General features: G+C 70.2%; 20 protein-coding genes and 1 tRNA gene. 6 read left to right on the top strand and 15 right to left on the bottom strand.

The genetic code is table 11. The features are described 5' to 3' along the window. Positions 1-52: 52 nt before the first annotated feature. Both ACFZCD_RS24070 and ACFZCD_RS24065 read right to left on the bottom strand, forming a co-directional pair. Positions 53-1,294, bottom strand: coding sequence for a sensor histidine kinase (locus ACFZCD_RS24070; protein WP_391834147.1), 1,242 nt, complete (start codon positions 1,292-1,294; stop codon positions 53-55). Continuing rightward, entirely contained in the window at positions 1,294-1,824 is a 531-nt protein-coding gene (locus tag ACFZCD_RS24065; RefSeq protein WP_391834145.1) for a hypothetical protein, read from the bottom strand. The genes ACFZCD_RS24070 and ACFZCD_RS24065 overlap by 1 nt, the downstream gene beginning before the upstream one ends. Positions 1,825-2,070: 246 nt before the next feature. Here ACFZCD_RS24065 and ACFZCD_RS24060 point away from each other — a divergent pair, with 246 nt between their 5' ends. Further along, on the top strand, positions 2,071-3,588 hold the full coding sequence (locus tag ACFZCD_RS24060; RefSeq protein WP_391834143.1) for an MFS transporter: 1,518 nt from the start codon (positions 2,071-2,073) through the stop codon (positions 3,586-3,588). Between the two features lie 70 nt (positions 3,589-3,658). Beyond that, a tRNA-Leu gene (locus ACFZCD_RS24055) sits at positions 3,659-3,742 on the top strand. 85 nt (positions 3,743-3,827) lie between these two features. On the opposite strand, the gene rdgB is transcribed toward ACFZCD_RS24055, so the two are convergent. The 4 genes from rdgB to ACFZCD_RS24035 all read right to left on the bottom strand — a co-directional run bounded on the left by rdgB (position 3,828) and on the right by ACFZCD_RS24035 (position 6,009). Beyond that, positions 3,828-4,430, bottom strand: coding sequence for an RdgB/HAM1 family non-canonical purine NTP pyrophosphatase (gene rdgB, locus ACFZCD_RS24050; protein ID WP_391834141.1), 603 nt, complete (start codon positions 4,428-4,430; stop codon positions 3,828-3,830). 28 nt (positions 4,431-4,458) lie between these two features. Beyond that, positions 4,459-4,839 carry a hypothetical protein gene (locus ACFZCD_RS24045; RefSeq protein ID WP_391834139.1) on the bottom strand — a complete coding sequence of 127 codons (381 nt, stop codon included), beginning with the start codon at positions 4,837-4,839 and terminating at the stop codon, positions 4,459-4,461. 102 nt (positions 4,840-4,941) lie between these two features. Continuing rightward, complete coding sequence (gene rph, locus ACFZCD_RS24040) at positions 4,942-5,673, bottom strand: ribonuclease PH (protein ID WP_391834137.1); 732 nt, start codon at positions 5,671-5,673, stop codon at positions 4,942-4,944. A gap of 96 nt (positions 5,674-5,769) precedes the next feature. Then, positions 5,770-6,009: a glucose PTS transporter subunit EIIB gene (locus ACFZCD_RS24035; RefSeq protein WP_391834135.1), complete on the bottom strand. Its 240-nt coding sequence runs from the start codon at positions 6,007-6,009 to the stop codon at positions 5,770-5,772. Positions 6,010-6,205: 196 nt separating this feature from the next. Between ACFZCD_RS24035 and ACFZCD_RS24030 the strand changes: the two genes are divergently transcribed. Together ACFZCD_RS24030 and ACFZCD_RS24025 are read left to right on the top strand one after the other, a co-directional pair. After that, positions 6,206-7,531: a PTS transporter subunit EIIC gene (locus ACFZCD_RS24030; RefSeq protein ID WP_391834133.1), complete on the top strand. Its 1,326-nt coding sequence runs from the start codon at positions 6,206-6,208 to the stop codon at positions 7,529-7,531. A gap of 407 nt (positions 7,532-7,938) precedes the next feature. Continuing rightward, complete coding sequence (locus ACFZCD_RS24025) at positions 7,939-9,150, top strand: PTS transporter subunit EIIC (protein WP_391834816.1); 1,212 nt, start codon at positions 7,939-7,941, stop codon at positions 9,148-9,150. Between the two features lie 100 nt (positions 9,151-9,250). On the opposite strand, the gene ACFZCD_RS24020 is transcribed toward ACFZCD_RS24025, so the two are convergent. The 7 genes from ACFZCD_RS24020 to clpS form a co-directional block, all read right to left on the bottom strand. Then, a complete protein-coding gene (locus ACFZCD_RS24020; RefSeq protein ID WP_391834131.1) occupies positions 9,251-10,003 on the bottom strand; it encodes an MBL fold metallo-hydrolase in 753 nt (250 codons plus the stop codon). A 229-nt stretch (positions 10,004-10,232) separates the two neighbouring features. After that, on the bottom strand, positions 10,233-11,183 hold the full coding sequence (locus tag ACFZCD_RS24015) for a PLP-dependent cysteine synthase family protein (protein ID WP_391834129.1): 951 nt from the start codon (positions 11,181-11,183) through the stop codon (positions 10,233-10,235). A gap of 49 nt (positions 11,184-11,232) precedes the next feature. Continuing rightward, positions 11,233-11,514 carry a MoaD/ThiS family protein gene (locus ACFZCD_RS24010; protein ID WP_391834127.1) on the bottom strand — a complete coding sequence of 94 codons (282 nt, stop codon included), beginning with the start codon at positions 11,512-11,514 and terminating at the stop codon, positions 11,233-11,235. Between the two features lie 118 nt (positions 11,515-11,632). Next, positions 11,633-12,055 carry a Mov34/MPN/PAD-1 family protein gene (locus tag ACFZCD_RS24005; protein ID WP_391834125.1) on the bottom strand — a complete coding sequence of 141 codons (423 nt, stop codon included), beginning with the start codon at positions 12,053-12,055 and terminating at the stop codon, positions 11,633-11,635. 122 nt (positions 12,056-12,177) lie between these two features. Then, on the bottom strand, positions 12,178-13,674 hold the full coding sequence (locus tag ACFZCD_RS24000) for an amino acid permease (protein WP_391834123.1): 1,497 nt from the start codon (positions 13,672-13,674) through the stop codon (positions 12,178-12,180). Positions 13,675-13,992: 318 nt separating this feature from the next. Beyond that, positions 13,993-14,589, bottom strand: coding sequence for a DUF2017 domain-containing protein (locus tag ACFZCD_RS23995; protein WP_391834121.1), 597 nt, complete (start codon positions 14,587-14,589; stop codon positions 13,993-13,995). Next, positions 14,589-14,900: an ATP-dependent Clp protease adapter ClpS gene (gene clpS, locus ACFZCD_RS23990; RefSeq protein WP_391834119.1), complete on the bottom strand. Its 312-nt coding sequence runs from the start codon at positions 14,898-14,900 to the stop codon at positions 14,589-14,591. The genes ACFZCD_RS23995 and clpS overlap by 1 nt, the downstream gene beginning before the upstream one ends. Before the next feature lie 134 nt (positions 14,901-15,034). Here clpS and ACFZCD_RS23985 point away from each other — a divergent pair, with 134 nt between their 5' ends. Then, positions 15,035-16,363 (top strand): nicotinate phosphoribosyltransferase, encoded by a 1,329-nt coding sequence (locus ACFZCD_RS23985; protein ID WP_391834117.1) that lies wholly within the window; start codon positions 15,035-15,037, stop codon positions 16,361-16,363. 203 nt (positions 16,364-16,566) lie between these two features. Next, positions 16,567-17,160: an isochorismatase family protein gene (locus ACFZCD_RS23980; protein WP_391834115.1), complete on the top strand. Its 594-nt coding sequence runs from the start codon at positions 16,567-16,569 to the stop codon at positions 17,158-17,160. Between the two features lie 33 nt (positions 17,161-17,193). On the opposite strand, the gene ACFZCD_RS23975 is transcribed toward ACFZCD_RS23980, so the two are convergent. Both ACFZCD_RS23975 and ACFZCD_RS23970 read right to left on the bottom strand, forming a co-directional pair. Continuing rightward, a complete protein-coding gene (locus ACFZCD_RS23975; protein WP_391834113.1) occupies positions 17,194-17,520 on the bottom strand; it encodes a hypothetical protein in 327 nt (108 codons plus the stop codon). A gap of 135 nt (positions 17,521-17,655) precedes the next feature. Then, on the bottom strand, positions 17,656-20,067 hold the full coding sequence (locus ACFZCD_RS23970; RefSeq protein ID WP_391834111.1) for an immune inhibitor A domain-containing protein: 2,412 nt from the start codon (positions 20,065-20,067) through the stop codon (positions 17,656-17,658). Between the last annotated feature and the right edge of the window lie 122 nt (positions 20,068-20,189).

Genomic DNA, 20,189 nt, shown 5'->3' with positions numbered 1-20,189 from the left:
CGCCGCAGGCGCAACGAACCCGCAGGGAGCACACGCCCCGCACGGGAACCCGTTACTCGCCCTCCGCAGGAGACTCCGCCTCGGGCAGGTCCAGGACCGCCCGCGCGCCGCCGCCCTCCGCCTCGCCGAACTCCAGCCGCGCCCCCAGCACCACCGCCTGGCCCACGGCGATCGTCAGCCCCAGGCCATGACCCGTGCCCCGCTCCGGAGCCGCCGTACGGAACCGGCGCGGCCCCTGGTCCACCAGATCCGGCGGATAACCGTCACCGTGATCCCGCACCACGATCCGGGTGCCCTCCACCGTGACCTCGATCGGCGGCTTCCCGTGCTTCGCCGCGTTGGCCAGGATGTTCACCAAAATGCGCTCCACCCGACGCGCGTCCGTCGCCACGATCCGGCCCTCGCCGACCACCTCGACCGCAACGTCGTCCACACCGCGCTGGCCCTGCGCCCGCTTGACGATCCCCCGCACCAGCGACGGCAGCTCCACCGGGTCCAGCTGCGCCCGCTCCACACCCGAGTCCAGCCGGGAGACCTCCAGCAGGTCCTCCACCAGCGACCGCATCGTCTGCGCGCGCTCGCGCACCATCTCCACCGCGCGCGGGTGCGGCAGCAGCTCCGCCGACGCCACCAGGCCCGCGACCGGCGTCCGCAACTCGTGCGCCACGTCCGCCGTGAACTCGCGCTCCGCCTCCACCCGCGCCGCCAGCGACGTCGCCATGTGGTGCACCGAGCGGCCCAGCTCCGCGACCTCGTCCCGGCCGCCCGCCGCCAGCGCCTCCGCGTCCGGCGGCTCACCCGCCGCGATCCGCCGCGCCGCGGCCGCACTGAGCCGCAACCGCCGCGACAGGCTCTGCGCCACGAACCACGCGACGACCGCCATCAGCGCCACCGTCGCCGCACCCGCCACCACCAGCGCCTTGTCCAGCGCCGTCATCAGCGGGTCCCGGCTCGGGTACGGCGCCGACACCGACAGCACCTTGTCACCGCCGACGGCCGTGGCCGCCCACACCCGCGGATCCTCCCCGCCGCTGATGAACGTGCCCGAACGGCCCCGCTCCACCGCCTTCGCCAGCGGCAACGGCAACGCGGCGTCGTCCAGTTGGGCCCCCAGCGCGAGCGTGCTGTCGCGCTGGTAGATCTGCAGGGCAGAACTCAGCAGGTCGTCCTGGTAGGCCTGGGCCTGCCGGTCGCGCTCCGCCGCCGAGATGTGGTGCACGGCCAGTCCCAGCACCACGACGGCGAGCGCGGTGACGAAGGAGATCGCGAGGGCGATCCGGCCACGGATACCCATCACGCGATCGTGTACACCTCTTTCGCCTTCGCATGGGGAGTGGCACCCGTGTAACTGACCTCGATGCCCGTGAAGGCCATCATCCCGTCGACCTTCGTGACGTCGTAGAGCCGCAGCCGCGCCGGGAAGGAGGCGGGCGAACCGCCGGCCGTGCCCGAGACCAGCACCGTGCCGGAGCCGTCCGCACCGTCGGCCGTGAAGGAGTCCCACTTGATGTCGCTGGCCACCACGCCCGCGTTCGAGCAGTTCAGCGTGATGATCTTCGGCTCCACGACCGGCTTGCCGACCCCGCACTCCCGCACGCCCGGCAGCTCCCGCGGCGCCGCCGTGTCGTCGGCCTTCGCCTCCTGCGGGTCCCGGGCCGGGTGCGACTTCTGCGCCGCCGCCGTCTTGGGGGCGTTGGCCACCGTGTCCGAGCGGTCCCCGGCCGCGCTGAACCACACGCCGCCGATCACCAGTACCGTCACCGCCGCGAAGATCGCCAGGACGGTGCGCATGCCGGGCCGGCGAGGCGCCACACGGTCGGCCATCGGCCTCTCTCTCTGGTGTCTTGCGGGTCCTGCAGGTCGTCCGGGGCCCGGCTGTGCTTCCCCTGCTGTGAGGGACGGTGAAATCGGGCCGCGCGTTCCCTTCATGCCTATATCAGCTTCCGCCGCCCACCGTCCGCCCGGCGTGACCAATATCCCTATCGGGGGCCCCACCGGTTTGAGCCGCGGCACAGCGTGCAGACGCAGGCGCGTACACACGTCACCGCCGAAGCGTGAGGGGGCCGAGCCGTGCCGAACGGCAGCAGCACCGAGGCCGAGACCGGAAACGGCACGGGGAACGGGAACGGGCAGGGGAACGGGAACGGCAACGGCCACGACCCGGCCGCCGTCAGACGCCACCCCGCCCTCTTCCGGGCCGTCGCCCGCCGCCGCAACCCCCGCCTGCGGCGCACGGACATCACCGTCACGGACGAACGCACCGTGAGACGGGCCGTCAAGGCGGCCGCCCTCGGCAACGCCATGGAGTGGTTCGACTTCGGCATCTACAGCTACCTCGCCGTCACCCTCGGGGACGTTTTCTTTCCCTCGGGCGACGACACGGTGCGGCTGCTGTCGTCCCTCGCCACCTTCGCCGTCGCCTTCCTCGTCCGCCCCCTGGGCGGCATGTTCTTCGGCCCGCTCGGCGACCGGGTCGGGCGCAAGCGCGTCCTGGCCCTGACGATGGTGCTGATGGCCTCCGGCACCTTCGCCATCGGCCTGATCCCGTCGTACGCGGCCATCGGTTTCTGGTCACCGGTGCTGCTGATCTGCTTCCGGATGCTGCAGGGCTTCTCGACGGGCGGGGAGTACGGGGGCGCCGCGACCTTCATCGCCGAGTACGCGCCCGACAAGCGCCGCGGCTACTTCGGCAGCTTCCTCGAATGCGGCACCCTCGCGGGCTACATCGGCGCGGCCGGCCTCGTCACCGCGATGAACTCCGCCCTGAGCAGCACGGCGATGACCGACTGGGGCTGGCGCGTGCCCTTCCTCGTCGCCGGCCCGCTCGGACTCGTCGGCCTGTACCTGCGGCTGCGGCTGGAGGACACCCCGGCCTTCCAGAAGCTGGAGGAGGAAGAGCACACCGGGACGGAGCTCAAGCAGATCTTCACCACCCAGTGGGCGAGGCTGCTGCTCTGCGTGGTCCTGGCCGGCGCGTACGGCATCACCGACTACATGCTGCTCTCCTACATGCCGACGTACCTGACCGACCAGCTCGGCTACGACGACACGCACGGTCTGCTGATCCTCATCGCCACGATGGCGCTGCTGATGGTCGTGATCACCCGCGTGGGACGGCTGAGCGACCGGGTGGGCCGCAAGCCCCTGCTGATGGCGGGCATGGGCGGCTTCGTGGCCCTCTCGGCCCCGGCGTTCCTGCTCCTCAAGCAGGGCAGCCTGCCCGCGGTCCTCGGCGGCATGCTGATGCTGGGCCTCCCGCTGGTCTGCCTCCTGGGCACGATGTCCGCGGTCCTCCCCGCCCTCTTCCCCACCCCCGTCCGCTACGGCTCCCTCGCCATCGGCTACAACCTCTCCACCTCCCTCTTCGGCGGCACCACCCCCCTGGTGATCACGGCCCTGATCCACGCCACGGGCAGCGACATGACCCCGGCGTTCTACACGGCGGGCGCGGCCCTGGTCGGCGTGATCGCCATCGCCTTCATGCGCGAGACGGCCCGGCAGCCCCTGGAGGGCTCCCCGCCGGCGGTGGCGACCCGCGAGGAGGCGGAAGAAATCGTGACGTCCCAGTCCCCCGAACCGAAGTTCTGACGCCCGGCGGCCGGCCGGCCCGATCCGCCTACAGCGCCGGCGGCGGGCCCGATACCATGGTCAGCACCTCGCGGCCGTGGTGGAATTGGCAGTCACGCTGGGTTTAGGTCCCAGTGGGGTAACACCCGTGAGGGTTCGAGTCCCTCCGGCCGCACAGACGTTGAAGGGCCGTCCCGTTCCGGCGGGGCGGCCCTTCGCGTGCGCTCGGCCGGCGCGTGCGCCCGGGCCGGTGTGTGCGCTCAGCCCAGCAGCTCCCGGACCACCGGGACCAGCGCGCGGAAGGCCTTGCCGCGGTGGCTGATCGCGTTCTTTTCGGCCGGGGTCAGTTCGGCGCAGGTGCGGGTCTCGCCCAGGGGCTGCAGGATCGGGTCGTAGCCGAAGCCGCCGCCGCCCGCCGGTTCGTGGCGGAGGGTGCCTTCCAGGCGGCCCTCGACGACGCGTTCCGTGCCGTCGGGGAGGGCCAGGGCCGCGGCGCAGGCGAAGTGGGCGGTGCGGTGGTCGTCGGCGATGTCGCCGAGCTGGGCCAGGAGGAGGTCCAGGTTGGCCTTGTCGTTGCCGTGGCGGCCGGCCCAGCGGGCGGAGAAGATGCCGGGGGCGCCGCCGAGGACGTCGACGCACAGGCCGGAGTCGTCGGCGACGGCGGGGAAGCCGGTGGCGCGGGCGAGGGCGTGGGCCTTGAGGAGGGCGTTCTCGGCGAAGGTGACGCCGGTCTCCTTGACGTCCGGGATCTCGGGGTAGGCGTCGGCGCCGACGAGTTCGACGTCGAGGCCGGCGTCCTCCAGGATGGCGCGGAGCTCGGTGACCTTGTTGGCGTTGCGGGTGGCGAGGATCAGACGCTTCATGGGGTGATTATCCCGGCCCGCTCCCGGTCTACTTCGACGTGCACACCTTCGAGAGTTCCCCGGCCGCGTCCGTCAGCGGCGTCAGGTCCGGGGTCTTGTCGTCGCGGAGGGCGTCGCGGACGTTCCCGATGGCCGTTCCGAGGTGGTCGAGGGCCTTGCCGACGTCGACGTTGCTGCTCTTGTCCTTGAGCTTCTTCGTGTCCTTGTCGAGGTTGTCGAGGATTCTGCTCGCGTTGCCGGTGTCGCTCGCCGTGTCGGTGACGCTGCGCTGGAGGTCGTCGACGTCGTTCGATATCTCGATGCCCACGCGGGCGCAGTCCACGGCCTTCTGGGCGGTGGAGCAGGCAGTGGCGAGCGGCAGGGCGAGTGCGGCGGCGGCCACCAGCAGGGTCGTCTTGCGTGCGGGCATGGGGTCCCCTCCCCTTGAGACGGCTACGGGCGTACGTCCGGGCCGTCCCGTCCGTACGCCCGTAGGAACGCGTGTGATCCCTCCGGTGGTTGCCTGCCGGCCTTACAGCGTCGCCGCGAGGGCCTCTCGCTGGGCGGCGTCGAGGGCGGTGCAGCCGGTGACGGCGAGGTCGAGGAGGGCGTCGAGCTCGTGGCGGGCGAAGGGCTCGGCCTCGGCGGTGCCCTGGACCTCGACGAAGCGGCCGTCGCCGGTGCAGACGACGTTCATGTCGGTCTCGGCGCGGACGTCCTCCTCGTAGCAGAGGTCGAGGAGGGGGACGCCGTCGACGATGCCGACGCTGACGGCGGAGACGGTGCCGGTGAGCGGCTTGCGGCCGTGCTTGACGAGCTTCTTGCCCTGGGCCCAGGTGATGGCGTCGGCGAGGGCGACGTAGGCGCCGGTGATGGCGGCGGTGCGGGTGCCGCCGTCGGCCTGGAGGACGTCGCAGTCGAGGACGATGGTGTTCTCGCCGAGGGCCTTGAAGTCGATCACGGCGCGCAGGGAGCGGCCGATGAGGCGGGAGATCTCGTGGGTGCGGCCGCCGATCTTGCCGCGGACGGACTCGCGGTCGCCGCGGGTGTTGGTGGAGCGGGGCAGCATCGAGTACTCGGCGGTGACCCAGCCCTCGCCGGTGCCCTTGCGCCAGCGGGGGACGCCCTCGGTGACGCTGGCGGTGCAGAAGACCTTGGTGTCGCCGAAGGAGATGAGGACGGATCCTTCGGCGTGCTTGCTCCAGCCGCGCTGGATGGTCACGGGGCGGAGCTGGTCGGGCGTGCGGCCGTCGATGCGAGACATGGTGATGAGCCTACTGTCTCGCGGAGTGCGCGAAGGGCCCCGTTCCGGTTCGCACTGGATCCGGGTCGGGGCCCTTCGGGGGGGAGCCTCAGTGGCTCACATCATGTCTTCGATCTCGCCGGCGATGGGGTCGGCGTCGGTGCCGATGACGACCTGGATGGCGGTGCCCATCTTCACGACGCCGTGGGCACCGGCGGCCTTGAGGGCGGCCTCGTCGACGAGCTCCGGGTCGGCGACCTCGGTGCGGAGACGGGTGATGCAGCCCTCGATCTCCTCGATGTTGTCGATGCCGCCGAGGCCGGCGACGATCTTCTCAGCCTTGCTGGCCATGTGCACTCCTGGTTGTTTCGGCCCTTCGGCGGTACCACCGACCGGCTTGCCCACGCTAAACCACGTTCAGCCCAACTATGCGGGCGGTGGTCCGCCATCCGGCTAATGATGGCGACACGCACCACCCCGCATGAGTGGTCTACACCAGTATGCGGCAAGCACCGAGTGGACCGCCGCCCGGGCGGCGGCCGGGAGGACGCAGATGAGCACGGACGCCGCGGCGGCAGGGCGCCGGAGCGGATGGCGGGACCGCTGGCAGGTCCTCTTCTCGAACCTGCAGAAGATGGGCCGCAGCCTCCAGCTGCCGATCGCGGTGCTCCCGGCGGCGGGCATCCTGAACCGGCTCGGCCAGCCGGACGTCTTCGGCAAGGACGGGCTGGGCTGGACGGACGTGGCGAAGGTCTTCGCGGGCGCGGGCGGCGCGCTGCTGGACTCGGCGCTCGGTCTGCCGCTGCTGTTCTGCGTGGGCGTGGCGATCGGGATGGCGAAGAAGGCGGACGGCTCGACGGCCCTGGCCGCGGTCGTCGCCTTCCTCGTCTACTTCTCCGTGCTGCACCAGTTCCCGGAGAACTGCCCGCGCGAGTCGGTGTTCGGCGGGGCGGGGCTGTGGAGCGGGGTGTGCGTCACGATGGGCGGGCAGCTGTCCCCGGCGAGCTTCCAGAATCCGGGGGTGTTCGGCGGGATCGTGATCGGTCTGCTGAGCGCGTGGTTCTGGATGCGCTTCCACCGGGTGCGGCTGGTGGACTGGCTGGGCTTCTTCAACGGGCGCCGACTCGTGCCGATCCTGATGTCATTCGTCGCGCTGCTCTTCGCCGTGGTCTGCCTGTTCGTGTGGCCGCCGGTCGGTGACGCGCTGACGAGCTTCAGCAAGTGGCTGTCGGACCTGGGGTCGGGGGGTGCGGGCGTCTTCGGCGTCGCGAACCGTGCGCTGCTGGTGGTGGGTCTCCACCAGTTCCTGAACACCTTCATGTGGTTCCAGTTCGGCGACTACACGAAGCCGGACGGCACGGTGGTGCACGGCGACATCAACCGCTTCCTGGCGGGTGACCCGCACGCGGGCCAGTTCACGACGGGGTTCTTCCCGATCATGATGTTCGCGCTGCCGGCGGCGGCACTGGCCATCGCGCACTGTGCGAAGCCGCACCGGCGCAAGGAGATCGCGGGCATGATGCTGTCGGTGGGCCTGACGTCGTTCGTCACGGGCATCACGGAGCCGATCGAGTACTCGTTCCTCTTCATCGCGCCGGCGCTGTACGTGGTGCACGCGCTGCTCACGGGCGTGTCGATGGCGGTGAGCTGGGCGCTGGGGGTGCACGACGGGTTCAGCTTCTCGGCGGGCCTGATCGACTACGTGATCAACTGGGGGCTGGCGACGAAGCCGTGGCTGATCATTCCGATCGGGCTGTGCTTCGCCGTCCTCTACTACGTGATTTTCCGGTTCGCGATTACGAAGTTCGACCTGGCGACTCCGGGGCGTGAGCCCGAAGAGCTCGCGGAGGAGATCGAGCGCGGGAACGTGAAGGACTAATCGCTCCCTGTCACGGGCCCCCGGGCGGTTCGCCCGGGGGCTTTCCGCTGTGTCGGAAGCCACCGGGAAGCACGGATTCCTTTATCCCGGACTCACGTGCTACAACATGGTCTAAACCACTCAGTGGTGTAGACCAAAAGCGGGCCGTCCCCCTTCCCCCGAGCGCCCGCCTCACCTGGAGGAATCCGATGAGTAAGAGCGCCAAGGCGGCAAAGGCGGCGCCTGACGACGCCGCTTCGCCGGAGAAGAAGCCCGCGGACGAGAAGACCACGGCCGAGACCACGGACAAGCCCGCGGACAAGCCCGCCGAGAAGACCCCGGAGAAGGCCGCGGAGAAGGCCTCGGCCAAGCCCGCGAAGAAGAAGGACGCGGCTCCGGCGGAGAAGAAGAAGCCCGGCTCCGGCGCCATGGCGATCGCCCAGCGCATCGGCCGCAGCCTGATGCTGCCCGTCGCGGTGCTCCCCGCCGCCGCGCTGATGGTCCGCCTCGGCCAGGACGACATGCTGGGCAGGGCCTCCTTCCCGGCCTTCCTCAACAAGATCGCCGAATTCATGTCGGCCGGCGGCGGCGCCATCCTCGACAACATGGCGCTGCTGTTCGCCGTGGGTGTCGCGATCGGCTACGCGAAGAAGTCGGACGGCTCGACGGCCCTGGCCGCCGTGGCCGGTTACCTGGTCTTCTCCAAGGTGCTCGGCACCTTCACCGACGGCAGCCTCCCGAAGAAGGAGGCCGTGGTCGACCACAAGGTCGCCATGGTGGAGCAGGCCGTCGACGCCAAGGTCCTCGGCGGCGTCGTGATGGGCCTCGTGGTCGCGCTCATATACCAGCGCTTCTACCGCACCAAGCTGCCCGACTGGGCGGGCTTCTTCGGCGGCCGCCGCCTGGTGCCGATCCTCTCCTCCTTCGCGGGTCTGCTCATCGGCGTCGTCTTCGGCTACATCTGGCCGGTGCTCGGCACGGGTCTGCACAACTTCGGCGAGTGGCTGGTCGGCTCCGGCGCGGTGGGCGCGGGCATCTTCGGCGTCGCCAACCGCGGTCTGATCCCGGTCGGCATGCACCACCTGCTGAACTCCTTCCCGTGGTTCCAGGCCGGCTCGTACGACGGCCCCAAGGGCACCGTCAACGGCGACATCGCCCGCTTCCTCGCCGGCGACCCGAACGCCGGCCAGTTCATGACGGGCTTCTTCCCGATCATGATGTTCGCGCTGCCGGCGGCCTGCCTCGCGATCGTCCACTGCGCCCGCCCGGAGAACCGCAAGGTCGTCGGCGGCATGATGTTCTCCCTCGCGCTCACCGCCTTCGTCACCGGCGTGACCGAGCCGATCGAGTTCACGTTCATGTTCGTCGCGCCGGTGCTCTACGCGATCCACGCGGTGCTGACCGGTGTCTCGATGGCCCTGACCTGGGCGCTCGGCATGAAGGACGGCTTCGGCTTCTCGGCCGGCGTCATCGACTTCGCACTGAACCTGGGCATCGCCTCGAAGCCGTGGCTGCTGGTCCTCGTGGGCCTGTGCTTCGCCGCGATCTACTATGTGGTCTTCCGCTTCGCCATCACGAAGTTCGACCTCAAGACCCCCGGCCGCGAATCCGCGGAGGAGTCGGCCGAATTGAAGGCCTGACCCCTTAACCTCTGCACATTGCAGGTAAATGCCCCCGAAATCCATGGGATTTCGGGGGCATTTTGCATGCGCGTTTCCGGAAAACAAAAAGGACGAGGGCTCAGAGTTCGTACACCGCGCCCGCGCGGGCGAGTTCGACCGGCCCGTCGAAGGACTTCTGGGCGTCGCGGAGGTTGACCTGGGGGTCGGTCCACGGCGGGATGTGGGTCAGGACCAGCCGTCCGACGCCGGCCCGCGCGGCGTGCTCGCCGGCCTCCCGGCCGTTGAGGTGGAGGTCCGGGATGTCCTCCTTGCCGTGGGTGAACGACGCCTCGCAGAGCAGCAGGTCGGCCCCGCCGGCCAGCTCGTGCAGCTCCTGGCAGGGGCCGGTGTCGCCGGAGTAGACGAGGGCCCTGCCGTCGTGCTCGACGCGGAAGGCGAAGGCCTCCACGGGGTGGCGCACCCGGTCCGTGCGGACGGTCAGGGGACCCACGGAAAAGGTGCCCGGGGCGAGGGTGCGGAAGTCGAACACCTCGCGCATGCAGGACTCGTCGGGCACGTCCCCGTAGGCGGTGGCCAGCCGGCGCTCGGTGTCGCGCGGCCCGTAGACGGGGATGGCACCGGCGCGGCCGCCGTCGTGCCGGTAGTAGCGGGCCACGAAATAGCCGCACATGTCGATGCAGTGGTCGGGGTGCAGGTGCGAGAGCAGGATGGCGTCGAGGTCGTAGAGACCGATGTGGCGCTGCAGCTCGCCGAGGGCACCGTTGCCCATGTCGAGGAGCAGCCGGAAGCCGTCGGCCTCGACGAGGTAGCTCGAACAGGCCGATTCCGTGGACGGGAACGACCCCGAGCATCCGACGACGGTGAGCTTCATGCGGGCCTGAACCTCCGTTGACTCGTGACGGGGGGCCATGCGGTCCGTCGAGCGTAAGGCGCGAACGGGACGCCCGCTCCTCCGTGAGGTGGGGTTGTGGCTGAAGTCACCGGTACGGACCCTTCTGGGCGCGCCCCGTGCGGCCGGGCCGGGCCGGGGGTGCGGCGGGGCCCGGGGAACCCGCCGCCACCGGCACCGACGCGCGCGGCCCGGCGCGCGGGAGGCGGCGCTATGCCCAGAGCTGGCCGTGCAGGGCCTCGACGGCCGCTTCCGTCGTGGGGGCGGTGTAGATGCCCGTCGAGAGGTATTTCCAGCCGCCGTCGGCCACGACGAAGGCGATGTCGGCGCTCTCCCCCGCCCGTTCGGCCTTGCGGGCCACGCCCAGGGCGGCGTGCAGGACGGCGCCGGTGGAGACGCCCGCGAAGATGCCCTCCTCGGTGAGGAGCTCGCGGGTGCGGCGGACCGCGTCCTCCGAGCCGACCGAGAAGCGGGTGGTGAGGACGGAGGCGTCGTAGAGCTCGGGGACGAAGCCCTCGTCGAGGTTGCGCAGGCCGTAGACGAGGTCGTCGTAGCGCGGCTCGGCGGCGACGATGCTCACGCCGGGCTTGTGCTCGCGCAGGTAGCGGCCGACGCCCATGAGGGTGCCGGTGGTGCCGAGGCCGGCGACGAAGTGGGTGATCTCCGGGAGGTCGGCGAGGATCTCGGGGCCGGTGCCGGCGTAGTGCGCGCCGGCGTTGTCGGGGTTGCCGTACTGGTAGAGCATCACCCAGTCGGTGTGCTCGGCGGCGAGCTCCTTGGCGACGCGGACGGCGGTGTTGGAGCCGCCCGCGGCGGGCGAGGAGATGATCTCCGCGCCCCACATGGCGAGCAGCTGCCGCCGCTCCTCGCTGGTGTTCTCCGGCATGACGCACACGATGCGGTAGCCCTTGAGGCGGGCGGCCATGGCGAGCGAGATGCCGGTGTTGCCGGAGGTGGGCTCCAGGATGGTGCAGCCCGGGGTGAGCCGCCCGGACCGCTCCGCCTGCTCGATCATGTGCAGGGCGGGGCGGTCCTTGACCGAGCCGGTGGGGTTGCGGTCCTCCAGCTTGGCCCAGACCCGGACCGACTCGGAGGGGGAGAGCCTGGGCAGCCGCACCAGCGGGGTGTTGCCGACCGAGGCCAGGTGGCTGTCGTAGCGCATGAGCGGGCTTCTCGCCTTCTTGCCTTCTCGGCTCTCGGCCCTCGGCTTCTCAGGCCGCTCCGCCGGCGACCGCCGGGAGGATGGTGACGCTGTCGCCGTCGCCGAGCTCGGTGCCGATGCCGGCGAGGAAGCGGACGTCCTCGTCGTTGAGGTAGACGTTGACGAAGCGGCGCAGCTCGCCGGACTCGTCGACCAGGCGCTCGCGGATGCCCGTGTGGCGGCTGTCGAGGTCCTTGAAGAGCTCGTCGAGGGTGGCGCCGTTGCCTTCGACGGCCTTCGCCCCGTCGGTGTAGGTGCGGAGGATGGTCGGGATACGGACCTCGATGGCCATGATGTGGCTCCTGTCGGCGTGCGGGTGGGACACCTGGGGCGATCGTATCGATTCCCTGTGCGGCCGCCGGAGGTTCGTACCGGCATGCGGACAGCGCGGGCCGCGGGAGGGCCGGAGCTCAGGCGCCGGGGACCACGGTGACATCCTCTTCCGTGACCTGGCCGTCCACTATGCGGAACGAGCGGAACTGGAAGGGGCCCTCGCCGTCGGTGTCGGCGGTGGAGACGAGCACGTAGTGGGCGGCGGGCTCGTTGGCGTACGAGATGTCCGTGCGGGAGGGGTAGGCCTCGGTGGCCGTGTGCGAGTGGTAGATGACCACGGGCTCCTCGTCGCGGTCGTCCATCTCGCGGTAGAGCTTGAGCAGGTCCGCCGAGTCGAACTCGTAGAACGTGGGCGACCGGGCCGCGTTGAGCATGGGGATGAACCGCTCGGGGCGGTCGCTGCCGGCCGGGCCGGCGATCACGCCGCAGGCCTCGTCGGGGTGGTCGGCGCGGGCGTGCGCGACGATCCGGTCGTACAGGTCCTGCGTGATGGTCAGCATGCGGCCCAGGATAGGCACGCGGTGTTCGCCCGGGTAAAGGGACGGGCCCTCCCGTACCGAGGAGTGGTACGGGAGGGCCCGGATGCCGGACAACCGGCCTTTCAGGTGCCGGGGGCGGAGCCTCAGGCGGCCTGGCCGGCCTCGACGGGCTCGGCGGGCTCGACGGCCCGGCTGTAGTCCTTGCGCTCGAAGGCCTGCGGGTTGCGGGACTTCAGGACGCGGTAGGACACCCACATGATCAGCGCCCAGACCGGGGCGCAGTACAGCGAGATCCGCGCGTCCTTGTCGATGCCCATCATCACGATCACCATGAGGATGAAGGCGAGGGCGAAGAGGCTGGTCCACGGCGCGCCGGGGGCGCGGAACGCGGACTGCGGGAGCTCGCCGCGGTCGGCCTTGCGGCGGTAGCGCAGCTGGGCGACGAGGATCACGATCCAGGCCCACATGCCGGAGATGGTCGCGAAGGAGACGACGTAGTCGAACGCCTTGCCCGGCCACTCGTAGTTGATCACGACGCCGACCAGCATCAGCGCGGCGGAGAAGGTGGTGCCGCGCAGCGGCAGGCCGCGCTTGGTGAGCTGGCCGAAGAACTTCGGGCCCTGGCCGTTGAGCGACAGGTCGCGCAGCATGCGGCCGGTGGAGTACATGCCCGAGTTGCAGGAGGACAGCGCCGCGGTGAGGACGACGAAGTTGACGATGCCGGCGCCGGCGGGCAGGCCGATCTTCTGGAAGGCGGCCACGAACGGGCTCACGCCGGGCATGAACTCGCCCCACGGGACCACGGCCAGGATGATGATCAGCGCGCCGATGTAGAAGACGGCGATGCGCCACGGCACGGTGTTGATCGCCTTGGGGAGCGTCTTCTCCGGGTCCTTCGCCTCGCCCGCGGTGACGCCGACGAGCTCGACGGCGAGGAAGGCGAACATGACGATCTGCAGGGTCATCAGGGTGTTGCCGATGCCGTGCGGGAAGAAGCCGCCGTCGTTCCAGAGGTTGGTGACGGTGGCGGTGTCACCGGCGTCGGAGAAGCCGATGGTCAGCACGCCGATGCCGATCAGGATCATGCCGATGATGGCGGTGACCTTGACCATGGAGAACCAGAACTCCAGCTCACCGAAGAGCTTCACGGAGATCAGGTTGGCGAAGTAGAGGACGACGGTGAAGACCAGTGCGGCGACCCATTGCGGGATCGACTTGTTCCAGTACTGCACATAGGAGGCCGCTGCGGTGACCTCGACGATTCCGGTGACGACCCAGAAGAGCCAGTACGTCCATCCGGTCACATAGCCCCAGAAGGGGCCGAGGAACTCCCGGGCGTAGTCCGAGAAGGAGCCCGACACCGGGCGGTACATGAGCAGCTCGCCGAGCGCTCGCATGATGAAGAAGATGACCAGACCGGCGATTGCATAAGCCAGGATCAGGCTCGGGCCGGCCTTCGATATGGCCTTCCCCGCGCCGAGGAAGAGGCCGGTGCCGATGGCGCCACCAATGGCGATCATCTGAATCTGCCGGTTACCGAGTCCCCGCTCGTAACCCTCGGAAGCCGTCTTGCCGCTTCCCTTGTGACCCGGTTCCGCGACTGCGTCCGCGGTGCGGGCCGCGACCTGCTCAGAGGTCATGGTGGTGCGCCTTTCTCCATACCGATCCGGTTGCTCCGGATCGGGTTCCGATCCCCCCGGATGGAGTCCTGCGAGTGCCGACGGTCGGCCGGCTCAGCGCTCCCGCCGTGAACATGGGTGGCGTCACGGAGGCAGGTCGGCAAGATGTATCACGAGTGGCCGGTAGATCGTCTGAAGAAGGACGATGCTCTCGTGACGCACACCACAAAGAAATGCGGACAATAGGGGAAAGGCTAGTTAATAGCCGCCACTACGGTGATCCGATCGTTATCCGGACTTGATGCTTCCCTGAGCGGACGCCCGGATGTCGTCGATCGATCAGCCCATCAGTGCATCTACCAGCGATTCTTGCAGTCCGCCCAGCCAGAGATAGGCCATCACCATCGGCTTGCGCGGATCGTCGTCCGCCAGCCGGAGCAGGGCCTCGCTGTCGTCCTCATGGGTGATTTCCAGCCGCGCGCCGATGGCCAGCCGGAGATCGTTGAGCGCACCCAGCCAGCGGCGGCCGTCCTCGGGCGCGAGCCGCAGCACGGCGGCCTCGTCCCCGGCCGCGCCGAGCGAGTCCAGCGAGCGGACGACCGCGAGGGCGTCCTCGCGCTTGCGGTCGCGCAGGTCGTTCTCGGTGTAGCGGCGGAACTCGGCGGCGTACGCGCGCTCCCGCGGGTCCTGCTCGGTGCCCGGGTCGCCATAGGCGTCGGGGAAGAGCCGGGCCAGCGCGGGGTCGGACGGCGGCTCGCTGGGGCCCTCGGCGAAGAGCCGCGCGAGCGGGTCGGCGCCGTCGGGGCCGGAGGCGTCCTCGCCGGGCCCGATCAGCTCCAGCAGCTGGACGGCCAGGCTGCGCAGGATGGAGACCTCGACCTCGTCCAGGGCCACGGCGGCCCCGCCGCCGGACAGCGGCTCGAAGTGGCCGGCCATCAACGGTCCTGCGACAGCGTCGCCCACAGCCCGTAGCCGTGCATCGCCTGCACGTCGCGCTCCATCTCCTCGCGGCTGCCGCTGGAGACGGTGGCGCGCCCCTTGTGATGGACGTCGAGCATCAGCTTGTGGGCCTTGTCCTTGGAGTAGCCGAAGTACGCCTGGAAGACATACGTCACATAACTCATGAGGTTGACGGGGTCGTTGTGCACCAGGGTGACCCAGGGGACGTCGGGCTCGGCCACCGCGTACGGGGCCTCGCTCGACTCGGGGCGTTCGATCTCGACCGGTGCAACACTCACGTTTCCCATGCTGCCACTCGGGGCCGTGCGATGCACAAAGGGGGGTGCCTCCGGGCCGCGCGTCGACCGGACGGCCGGGGGTGCCGGGCGTCACGGCATAGAAATCGTCAAAGTGACGAGTATTGGGGGTAGCATCTCGTTCCATGAACGCTGCGGACTTGAGGCTGCCGGTGGACGTTCCGTCGACGGCCCTCTTCACCGACCGGTACGAACTCACGATGCTGCAGGCGGCGCTGCGCTCCGGCACCGCCGACCGGCGCTCGGTCTTCGAGGTCTTCACCCGCCGGCTGCCCGAGGGGCGCCGCTACGGCGTCGTGGGAGGCACCGGCCGGGTCCTGGACGCCGTGGAGAACTTCCGCTTCGACGGCGGAGTGCTGGACTTCCTCGCGGCCCAGAAGATCGTGGACGAGCCGACGCTCGCCTGGCTCGCCGGCTACCGCTTCCGCGGGGACATCCTGGGCTACCCCGAGGGCGAGGTCTACTTCCCCGGCTCGCCGATCCTGCGCGTCGAGGGCACCTTCGCCGAGGCGGTGCTGCTGGAGACCGTGATCCTCTCGATCCTCAACCACGACTCGGCCGTCGCCGCCGCGGCCTCCCGGATGGCCGTCGCCGCCGGCGGGCGCCCGCTGATCGAGATGGGCGCCCGGCGCACCCACGAGCTGGCGGCCGTCGCCGCCGCCCGCGCCGCGTACGTGGGCGGCTTCGCCTCCACCTCCGACCTGGCGGCCGGCTTCCGGTACAGCATCCCGACCGTCGGCACCAGTGCGCACGCCTTCACGCTGCTGCACGACAGCGAGCGCGACGCCTTCACCGCCCAGGTCGACTCGCTCGGCGGGGGCACGACCCTGCTCGTGGACACCTACGACGTCGCCGAGGCCGTCCGGACGGCCGTGGAGATCGCGGGCCCGGAGCTCGGCGCCGTCCGCATCGACTCCGGCGACCTGCTGCTGCTCGCGCACCGGGTGCGGCAGCAGCTCGACGACCTGGGGGCCACCAAGACGAAGATCGTCGTCACCAGCGACCTCGACGAGTACGCCATCGCCTCGCTCGCCGCGGCCCCCGTCGACGCCTACGGGGTCGGCACCCAGCTGGTGACCGGCAGCGGGCACCCCACCTGCTCCATGGTCTACAAGCTCGTCGCCCGCGCGGACGAGGCCGGCCCGGACGCCCCGCTGCGGCCCGTCGCCAAGAAGTCGATGGGCGGCAAGGCCTCCGTCGGCGGCCGCAAGTGGGCGGCGCGCCGGCCCGACGCGGCCGGAGTGGCCGAGGCCGAGGTCGTGGGCACCGGGCCGGTACCGCCGGAGCTGGCCGACCGGCAGCTGCTGGTGGAGCTCGTCCGCGGCGGCGAGGTCGTCGCCCGCGAGCCCCTGGACGCCGCGCGGGACCGGCACGCCGCGGCCCGGGCGGCGCTCCCGCTCTCGGCGACCCAGCTCTCGCGCGGCGAGCCCGTCCTGCCCACCGAATACCTCTGACGCCCCGCAGAACACCGCAGCACACCTCTGACAGGCCCCGCGCGGCCCCGTGCCGTCCCGTGCGCCCGGGCGGGGCCTCCCCCCGCTCCGGGTCCCTCTCCCATTGGGCAACGGAAGTCACTACCCTCGGTCACAGAGAGACGATCCGTACAGCCGGGATCCGCACTGCCGGCCGAGGGGCCCTTCCGCAAAGGATCCGCACTATGCAGCGTGCACTGATCATCGTCGACGTGCAGAACGACTTCTGTGAGGGCGGCAGCCTCGCGGTGGCGGGCGGAGCGGACGTGGCCGCGGCCATCACCGACCTCGTCGGCGAGGCCACGGCCGGCTACCGGCACGTCGTCGCCACCCGCGACCACCACATAGACCCCGGCGCGCACTTCTCCCCCCACCCGGACTACGAGACCAGCTGGCCGCCGCACTGTGTCGCCGGCACGGAGGGCTCCGGCTTCCACCCGAACTTCGCCCCGGTCGTCGCCTCCGGCGCGATAGACGCCGTCTTCGACAAGGGGGCCCACGCGGCCGCCTACAGCGGTTTCGAGGGCACCGACGAGAACGGGGTGCCCCTGGCGGACTGGCTCCGCGAGCGGGGCGTCACGGAGGTCGACGTGGTCGGCATCGCCACGGACCACTGCGTCCGCGCCACCGCGCTGGACGCGGCGCGGGAAGGCTTCTCGACCCACGTCCTGCTCGACCTGACGGCCGGGGTCGCGCCGGGGACGACGGAGAAGGCGCTGGAGGAGATGCGGGCGGCGGGCATCGAGCTCAGCGGCAAGCCGGTGGTGGCGACCGGGTGACGTGACGGCCGGGCGGGGCCCGGCACCGCCGGGCTAGGCCGCGGGCGCCCCGCGCAGCAGCATCCTTATCGGGTGCCACGATTCCGTGTCGTCGTCCGGCGCCGCGCGCCAGACCAGGCCGTCCGGGTGGTGGAGGACCGCGGTTATCTCGTCCGGCGTGGGCGGCTCCGTATTGCCCCGCAGGTAGACGGCCCGGAGGCCGAGGTTCCGCAGGCGCGTCAGGGCACGCGCCCGGTTCGCGGCGTGCACCAGCACCCGCACCCGCGCACCCGGCGTCGCACCGCCGCCGGGCGGCCCCGGAAGGTACAGCGCGACGACCACACTGCCGCCCGGCAGCTTGCAGAAACCACCGCCTGCCATGCCCGCGTCACCTCTCCCCGGGCCGGGGTGTCAATAACAGCGTCACGGCAGTCATCTAAACGCGATCGGCCGCCGCCCGCTAGAGGGCGACGGCCGATACCGCTCTGACCTGCACAAATGCAGATCGTGCGGGGGTTACTTACCCGACGGACCCACCTGGACGGTCATCGAGGAGCCGCTGGGCGCCTCCCAGAGGATCTTGATCCGGGTGTTGGTGTCAGTAACCTGCACACCGCCGGTCGGGTTGTCCTTGCTCCAGTACGTGCCCTTGTGGTCGTCGAAGACCGGCGTACCGAGCTTGGCCTTCACACGGGCCGCGACGCCGTCCTGGTGGACGGTGTAGCCGTCGCTCGGGAACCAGCTGAAGGGCGAGTCGTACGCCTGGAAGCGGTTGCGCATGACCGAGCCGTCGGCCCACTTCTCGATCTGCGGGTGCGCGTCGACCGGCAGGATGCGGCCGGTACCCGGGTGCACGCCGACGTTGTTGTCGGCCTGCGAGGTGTCCCACTTCCAGATCAGGAGACCGTTCTGGTACGGGTAGTGCTCCACCCAGCCCGGACGGTCCTTCTTCCAGCCGAAGTTGTACGGACCGGCCTTGAGGGTCGTGTCGTACGAGACGTACTGGCGGTTCTCGGCGATGTAGTACTGCGGGTAGTCCTTGGTGAAGGACTCGCCGATGCGCGAGAAGCCCTTCGCCGTCCAGCCGTTGTCGTCGCCCTCGGCACCGTCGGTGAAGAGGGTCGCGCCGTCGGCGGTGAGGCTGATGGCGTCGGCCGTGAAGCCCTTGCCGGTGGTGCCGCCGTCCGTGGTGTAGCGGAAGCGCAGGTCGAACTTCTTGCCGGCGTACGCGTCGAGCGGGTACGACAGCTTCTTGTACGCGCCGGACTGGCCGGTCAGGGCGGGCTTGTCGCCGCCGTCGCGCGTGATGGCCTTGCCGTCGGCCGTGCCGTCGACGGGCACCCAGTTGGCGCCGCCGTCGGTGGACACCTCGGTGTAGAGGTAGTCGTAGTTGGCCTCGATGTCCCACCAGCCCGAAAGGTCCAGGCTCGCCTTGGACTTGCCAGTGAGGTCGACCGGGCGGGTCAGGGTGTTCTTCAGGTCGTCGGCCTGACCGCCCCACCACTGCTTGCTGCCCTCGGCGGGCTTGACGACGTCGGTCTTGACCGCCTTGTCGGGCAGGTTGACGACGAGCGCCTGCTTGTCCTTGGTGTTGTACTCGGCCACGCCCAGCTTGTGCGTCGACCGGGTCGCCGCCTTCGCCTTGTCGTAGTTGAGCCAGCCCAGCTGCAGCTTGTCCCAGGCGCTCATGTCGCCGGGCAGGTCACCGATGGTGTCCTTGCCGCGGCCCAGCCAGGAACCGGAGGACATCAGCGACCAGTAGGCGACGGAGGACTCACCGGTGCCGGTGGTGTCGTACTCATCCGGCAGGCCCAGGTCGTGACCGTACTCGTGGGCGAAGACGCCGAGGCCGCCGTTCTCCGGCTGCATCGTGTAGTCGCCGACCCAGAAGCCGGTGTCACCGATCTGCGTGCCGCCCGCCTTGTTGGCGGCGGGGCCGGTCTTGCCGGCGTCCGAGCCGTACGCGTACCAGCGGTGCGCCCAGATCGCGTCGGTCTTCTGCGCACCGCCGCCGGCGGACTCGTCCTCGCCGGCGTGGACGATCTGGAAGTGGTCGATGTAACCGTCCGGCTCGTTGAAGTTGCCGTTGTGGTTGTAGTCGTTGCGGTCCCACTGGTCGTACTGGGCGAGGGTCGACTTGATGTCGGCGTCGCTGCGCCCGGCCGCCTTCTGGTCCTTCACCCACTGGTTGACGCCGTCGCGCACCAGGTCCCAGGCGCTGGGGCAGTTGGTGGAGCCGCAGTAGTTGGAGCCGTAACGGGCCTCGTTCCAGGGAACCCTGACCCAGTCGGTGACCTGGCCGTCGACCGAGTAGCGGCCCGAGGACTGCTTCTCGTAGTACTTCGCCAGGGACTCCTTGTCCTTGTCGTGCGAGAAGTACAGGTCCTGGTAGTGCTGGCGGTCGTAGTCCTTCTGCCAGGCCGTGCTGTTGTCGTTCTTGCGGTCCGGCTGCTTGATCTGGTTGTGCGCCGGGCCCGGCTGGCCGCCGTACTTCTTGACGGGCGGCTTGGGCCCGTCCGGCCCGTCCGGGTCGTACATCGTGGTGTCGTCGACCTTGTCGCCGAAGTCCACGAGGATCGTGAAGATCTTGTCGGTCTTCTCCCGGGCCAGCTCGACGTACTTCCCCTTGCCGAGCTGGACGACCTTCGACGCACCGCGCTGCTCGGCGCGGGCGTCGCCGGATATGACCTTGTCGAGGGCAGCCTTGCGCTGCGCCTCGTTCTTCTTGCTGTACGGGCCCTTGAGGTCGTGCTCGACGCCCTTCCCGGCCTGCTCCGGGTCGTGGCGCTCGATGCTCGACGGCGTGTCGGCAGTGGTGGCCGCCTGGGCGATCCCGGCCGTGGTCCCCGCGGTCAGGGCCGCCGCGCCGAGCGCGACGACCGTGGCCACGGCGGCGGATCTGGCGAGCCTCCGTTGGCTGCTGTTCACTTGTGAATGTCCTCCCCAGTAAGAACTGTGGAGGTATTTGACCGGAGTGACGCTCGAAAAGACAGATCTTGACTAGCGACGGAAGAGCAAGTACGTTATCCGGCTTTTATGTTGCGGATTTC

Origin of the sequence: Streptomyces sp. NPDC008001 (assembly GCF_042958085.1) — a bacterium.
Classification (GTDB): Bacteria; Actinomycetota; Actinomycetes; order Streptomycetales; family Streptomycetaceae; genus Streptomyces.
Note: the sequence above shows the minus strand (reverse complement) of the source record. Positions and strands in the feature narration are given on the sequence as shown.

What these genes read in the sequence shown, in the direction of transcription:
- ACFZCD_RS24070 (WP_391834147.1), bottom strand. Translation starts at nt 1,294, where the DNA reads ATGGGTATCCGTGGCCGGATCGCCCTCGCGATCTCCTTCGTCACCGCG.
- ACFZCD_RS24065 (WP_391834145.1), bottom strand. Translation starts at nt 1,824, where the DNA reads ATGGCCGACCGTGTGGCGCCTCGCCGGCCCGGCATGCGCACCGTCCTG.
- rdgB (WP_391834141.1), bottom strand. Translation starts at nt 4,430, where the DNA reads ATGAAGCGTCTGATCCTCGCCACCCGCAACGCCAACAAGGTCACCGAG.
- ACFZCD_RS24045 (WP_391834139.1), bottom strand. Translation starts at nt 4,839, where the DNA reads ATGCCCGCACGCAAGACGACCCTGCTGGTGGCCGCCGCCGCACTCGCC.
- rph (WP_391834137.1), bottom strand. Translation starts at nt 5,673, where the DNA reads ATGTCTCGCATCGACGGCCGCACGCCCGACCAGCTCCGCCCCGTGACC.
- ACFZCD_RS24030 (WP_391834133.1), top strand. Translation starts at nt 6,206, where the DNA reads ATGAGCACGGACGCCGCGGCGGCAGGGCGCCGGAGCGGATGGCGGGAC.
- ACFZCD_RS24025 (WP_391834816.1), top strand. Translation starts at nt 7,939, where the DNA reads ATGGCGATCGCCCAGCGCATCGGCCGCAGCCTGATGCTGCCCGTCGCG.
- ACFZCD_RS24020 (WP_391834131.1), bottom strand. Translation starts at nt 10,003, where the DNA reads ATGAAGCTCACCGTCGTCGGATGCTCGGGGTCGTTCCCGTCCACGGAA.
- ACFZCD_RS24015 (WP_391834129.1), bottom strand. Translation starts at nt 11,183, where the DNA reads ATGCGCTACGACAGCCACCTGGCCTCGGTCGGCAACACCCCGCTGGTG.
- ACFZCD_RS24010 (WP_391834127.1), bottom strand. Translation starts at nt 11,514, where the DNA reads ATGGCCATCGAGGTCCGTATCCCGACCATCCTCCGCACCTACACCGAC.
- ACFZCD_RS24005 (WP_391834125.1), bottom strand. Translation starts at nt 12,055, where the DNA reads ATGCTGACCATCACGCAGGACCTGTACGACCGGATCGTCGCGCACGCC.
- ACFZCD_RS24000 (WP_391834123.1), bottom strand. Translation starts at nt 13,674, where the DNA reads ATGACCTCTGAGCAGGTCGCGGCCCGCACCGCGGACGCAGTCGCGGAA.
- ACFZCD_RS23995 (WP_391834121.1), bottom strand. Translation starts at nt 14,589, where the DNA reads ATGGCCGGCCACTTCGAGCCGCTGTCCGGCGGCGGGGCCGCCGTGGCC.
- clpS (WP_391834119.1), bottom strand. Translation starts at nt 14,900, where the DNA reads ATGGGAAACGTGAGTGTTGCACCGGTCGAGATCGAACGCCCCGAGTCG.
- ACFZCD_RS23985 (WP_391834117.1), top strand. Translation starts at nt 15,035, where the DNA reads ATGAACGCTGCGGACTTGAGGCTGCCGGTGGACGTTCCGTCGACGGCC.
- ACFZCD_RS23980 (WP_391834115.1), top strand. Translation starts at nt 16,567, where the DNA reads ATGCAGCGTGCACTGATCATCGTCGACGTGCAGAACGACTTCTGTGAG.
- ACFZCD_RS23975 (WP_391834113.1), bottom strand. Translation starts at nt 17,520, where the DNA reads ATGGCAGGCGGTGGTTTCTGCAAGCTGCCGGGCGGCAGTGTGGTCGTC.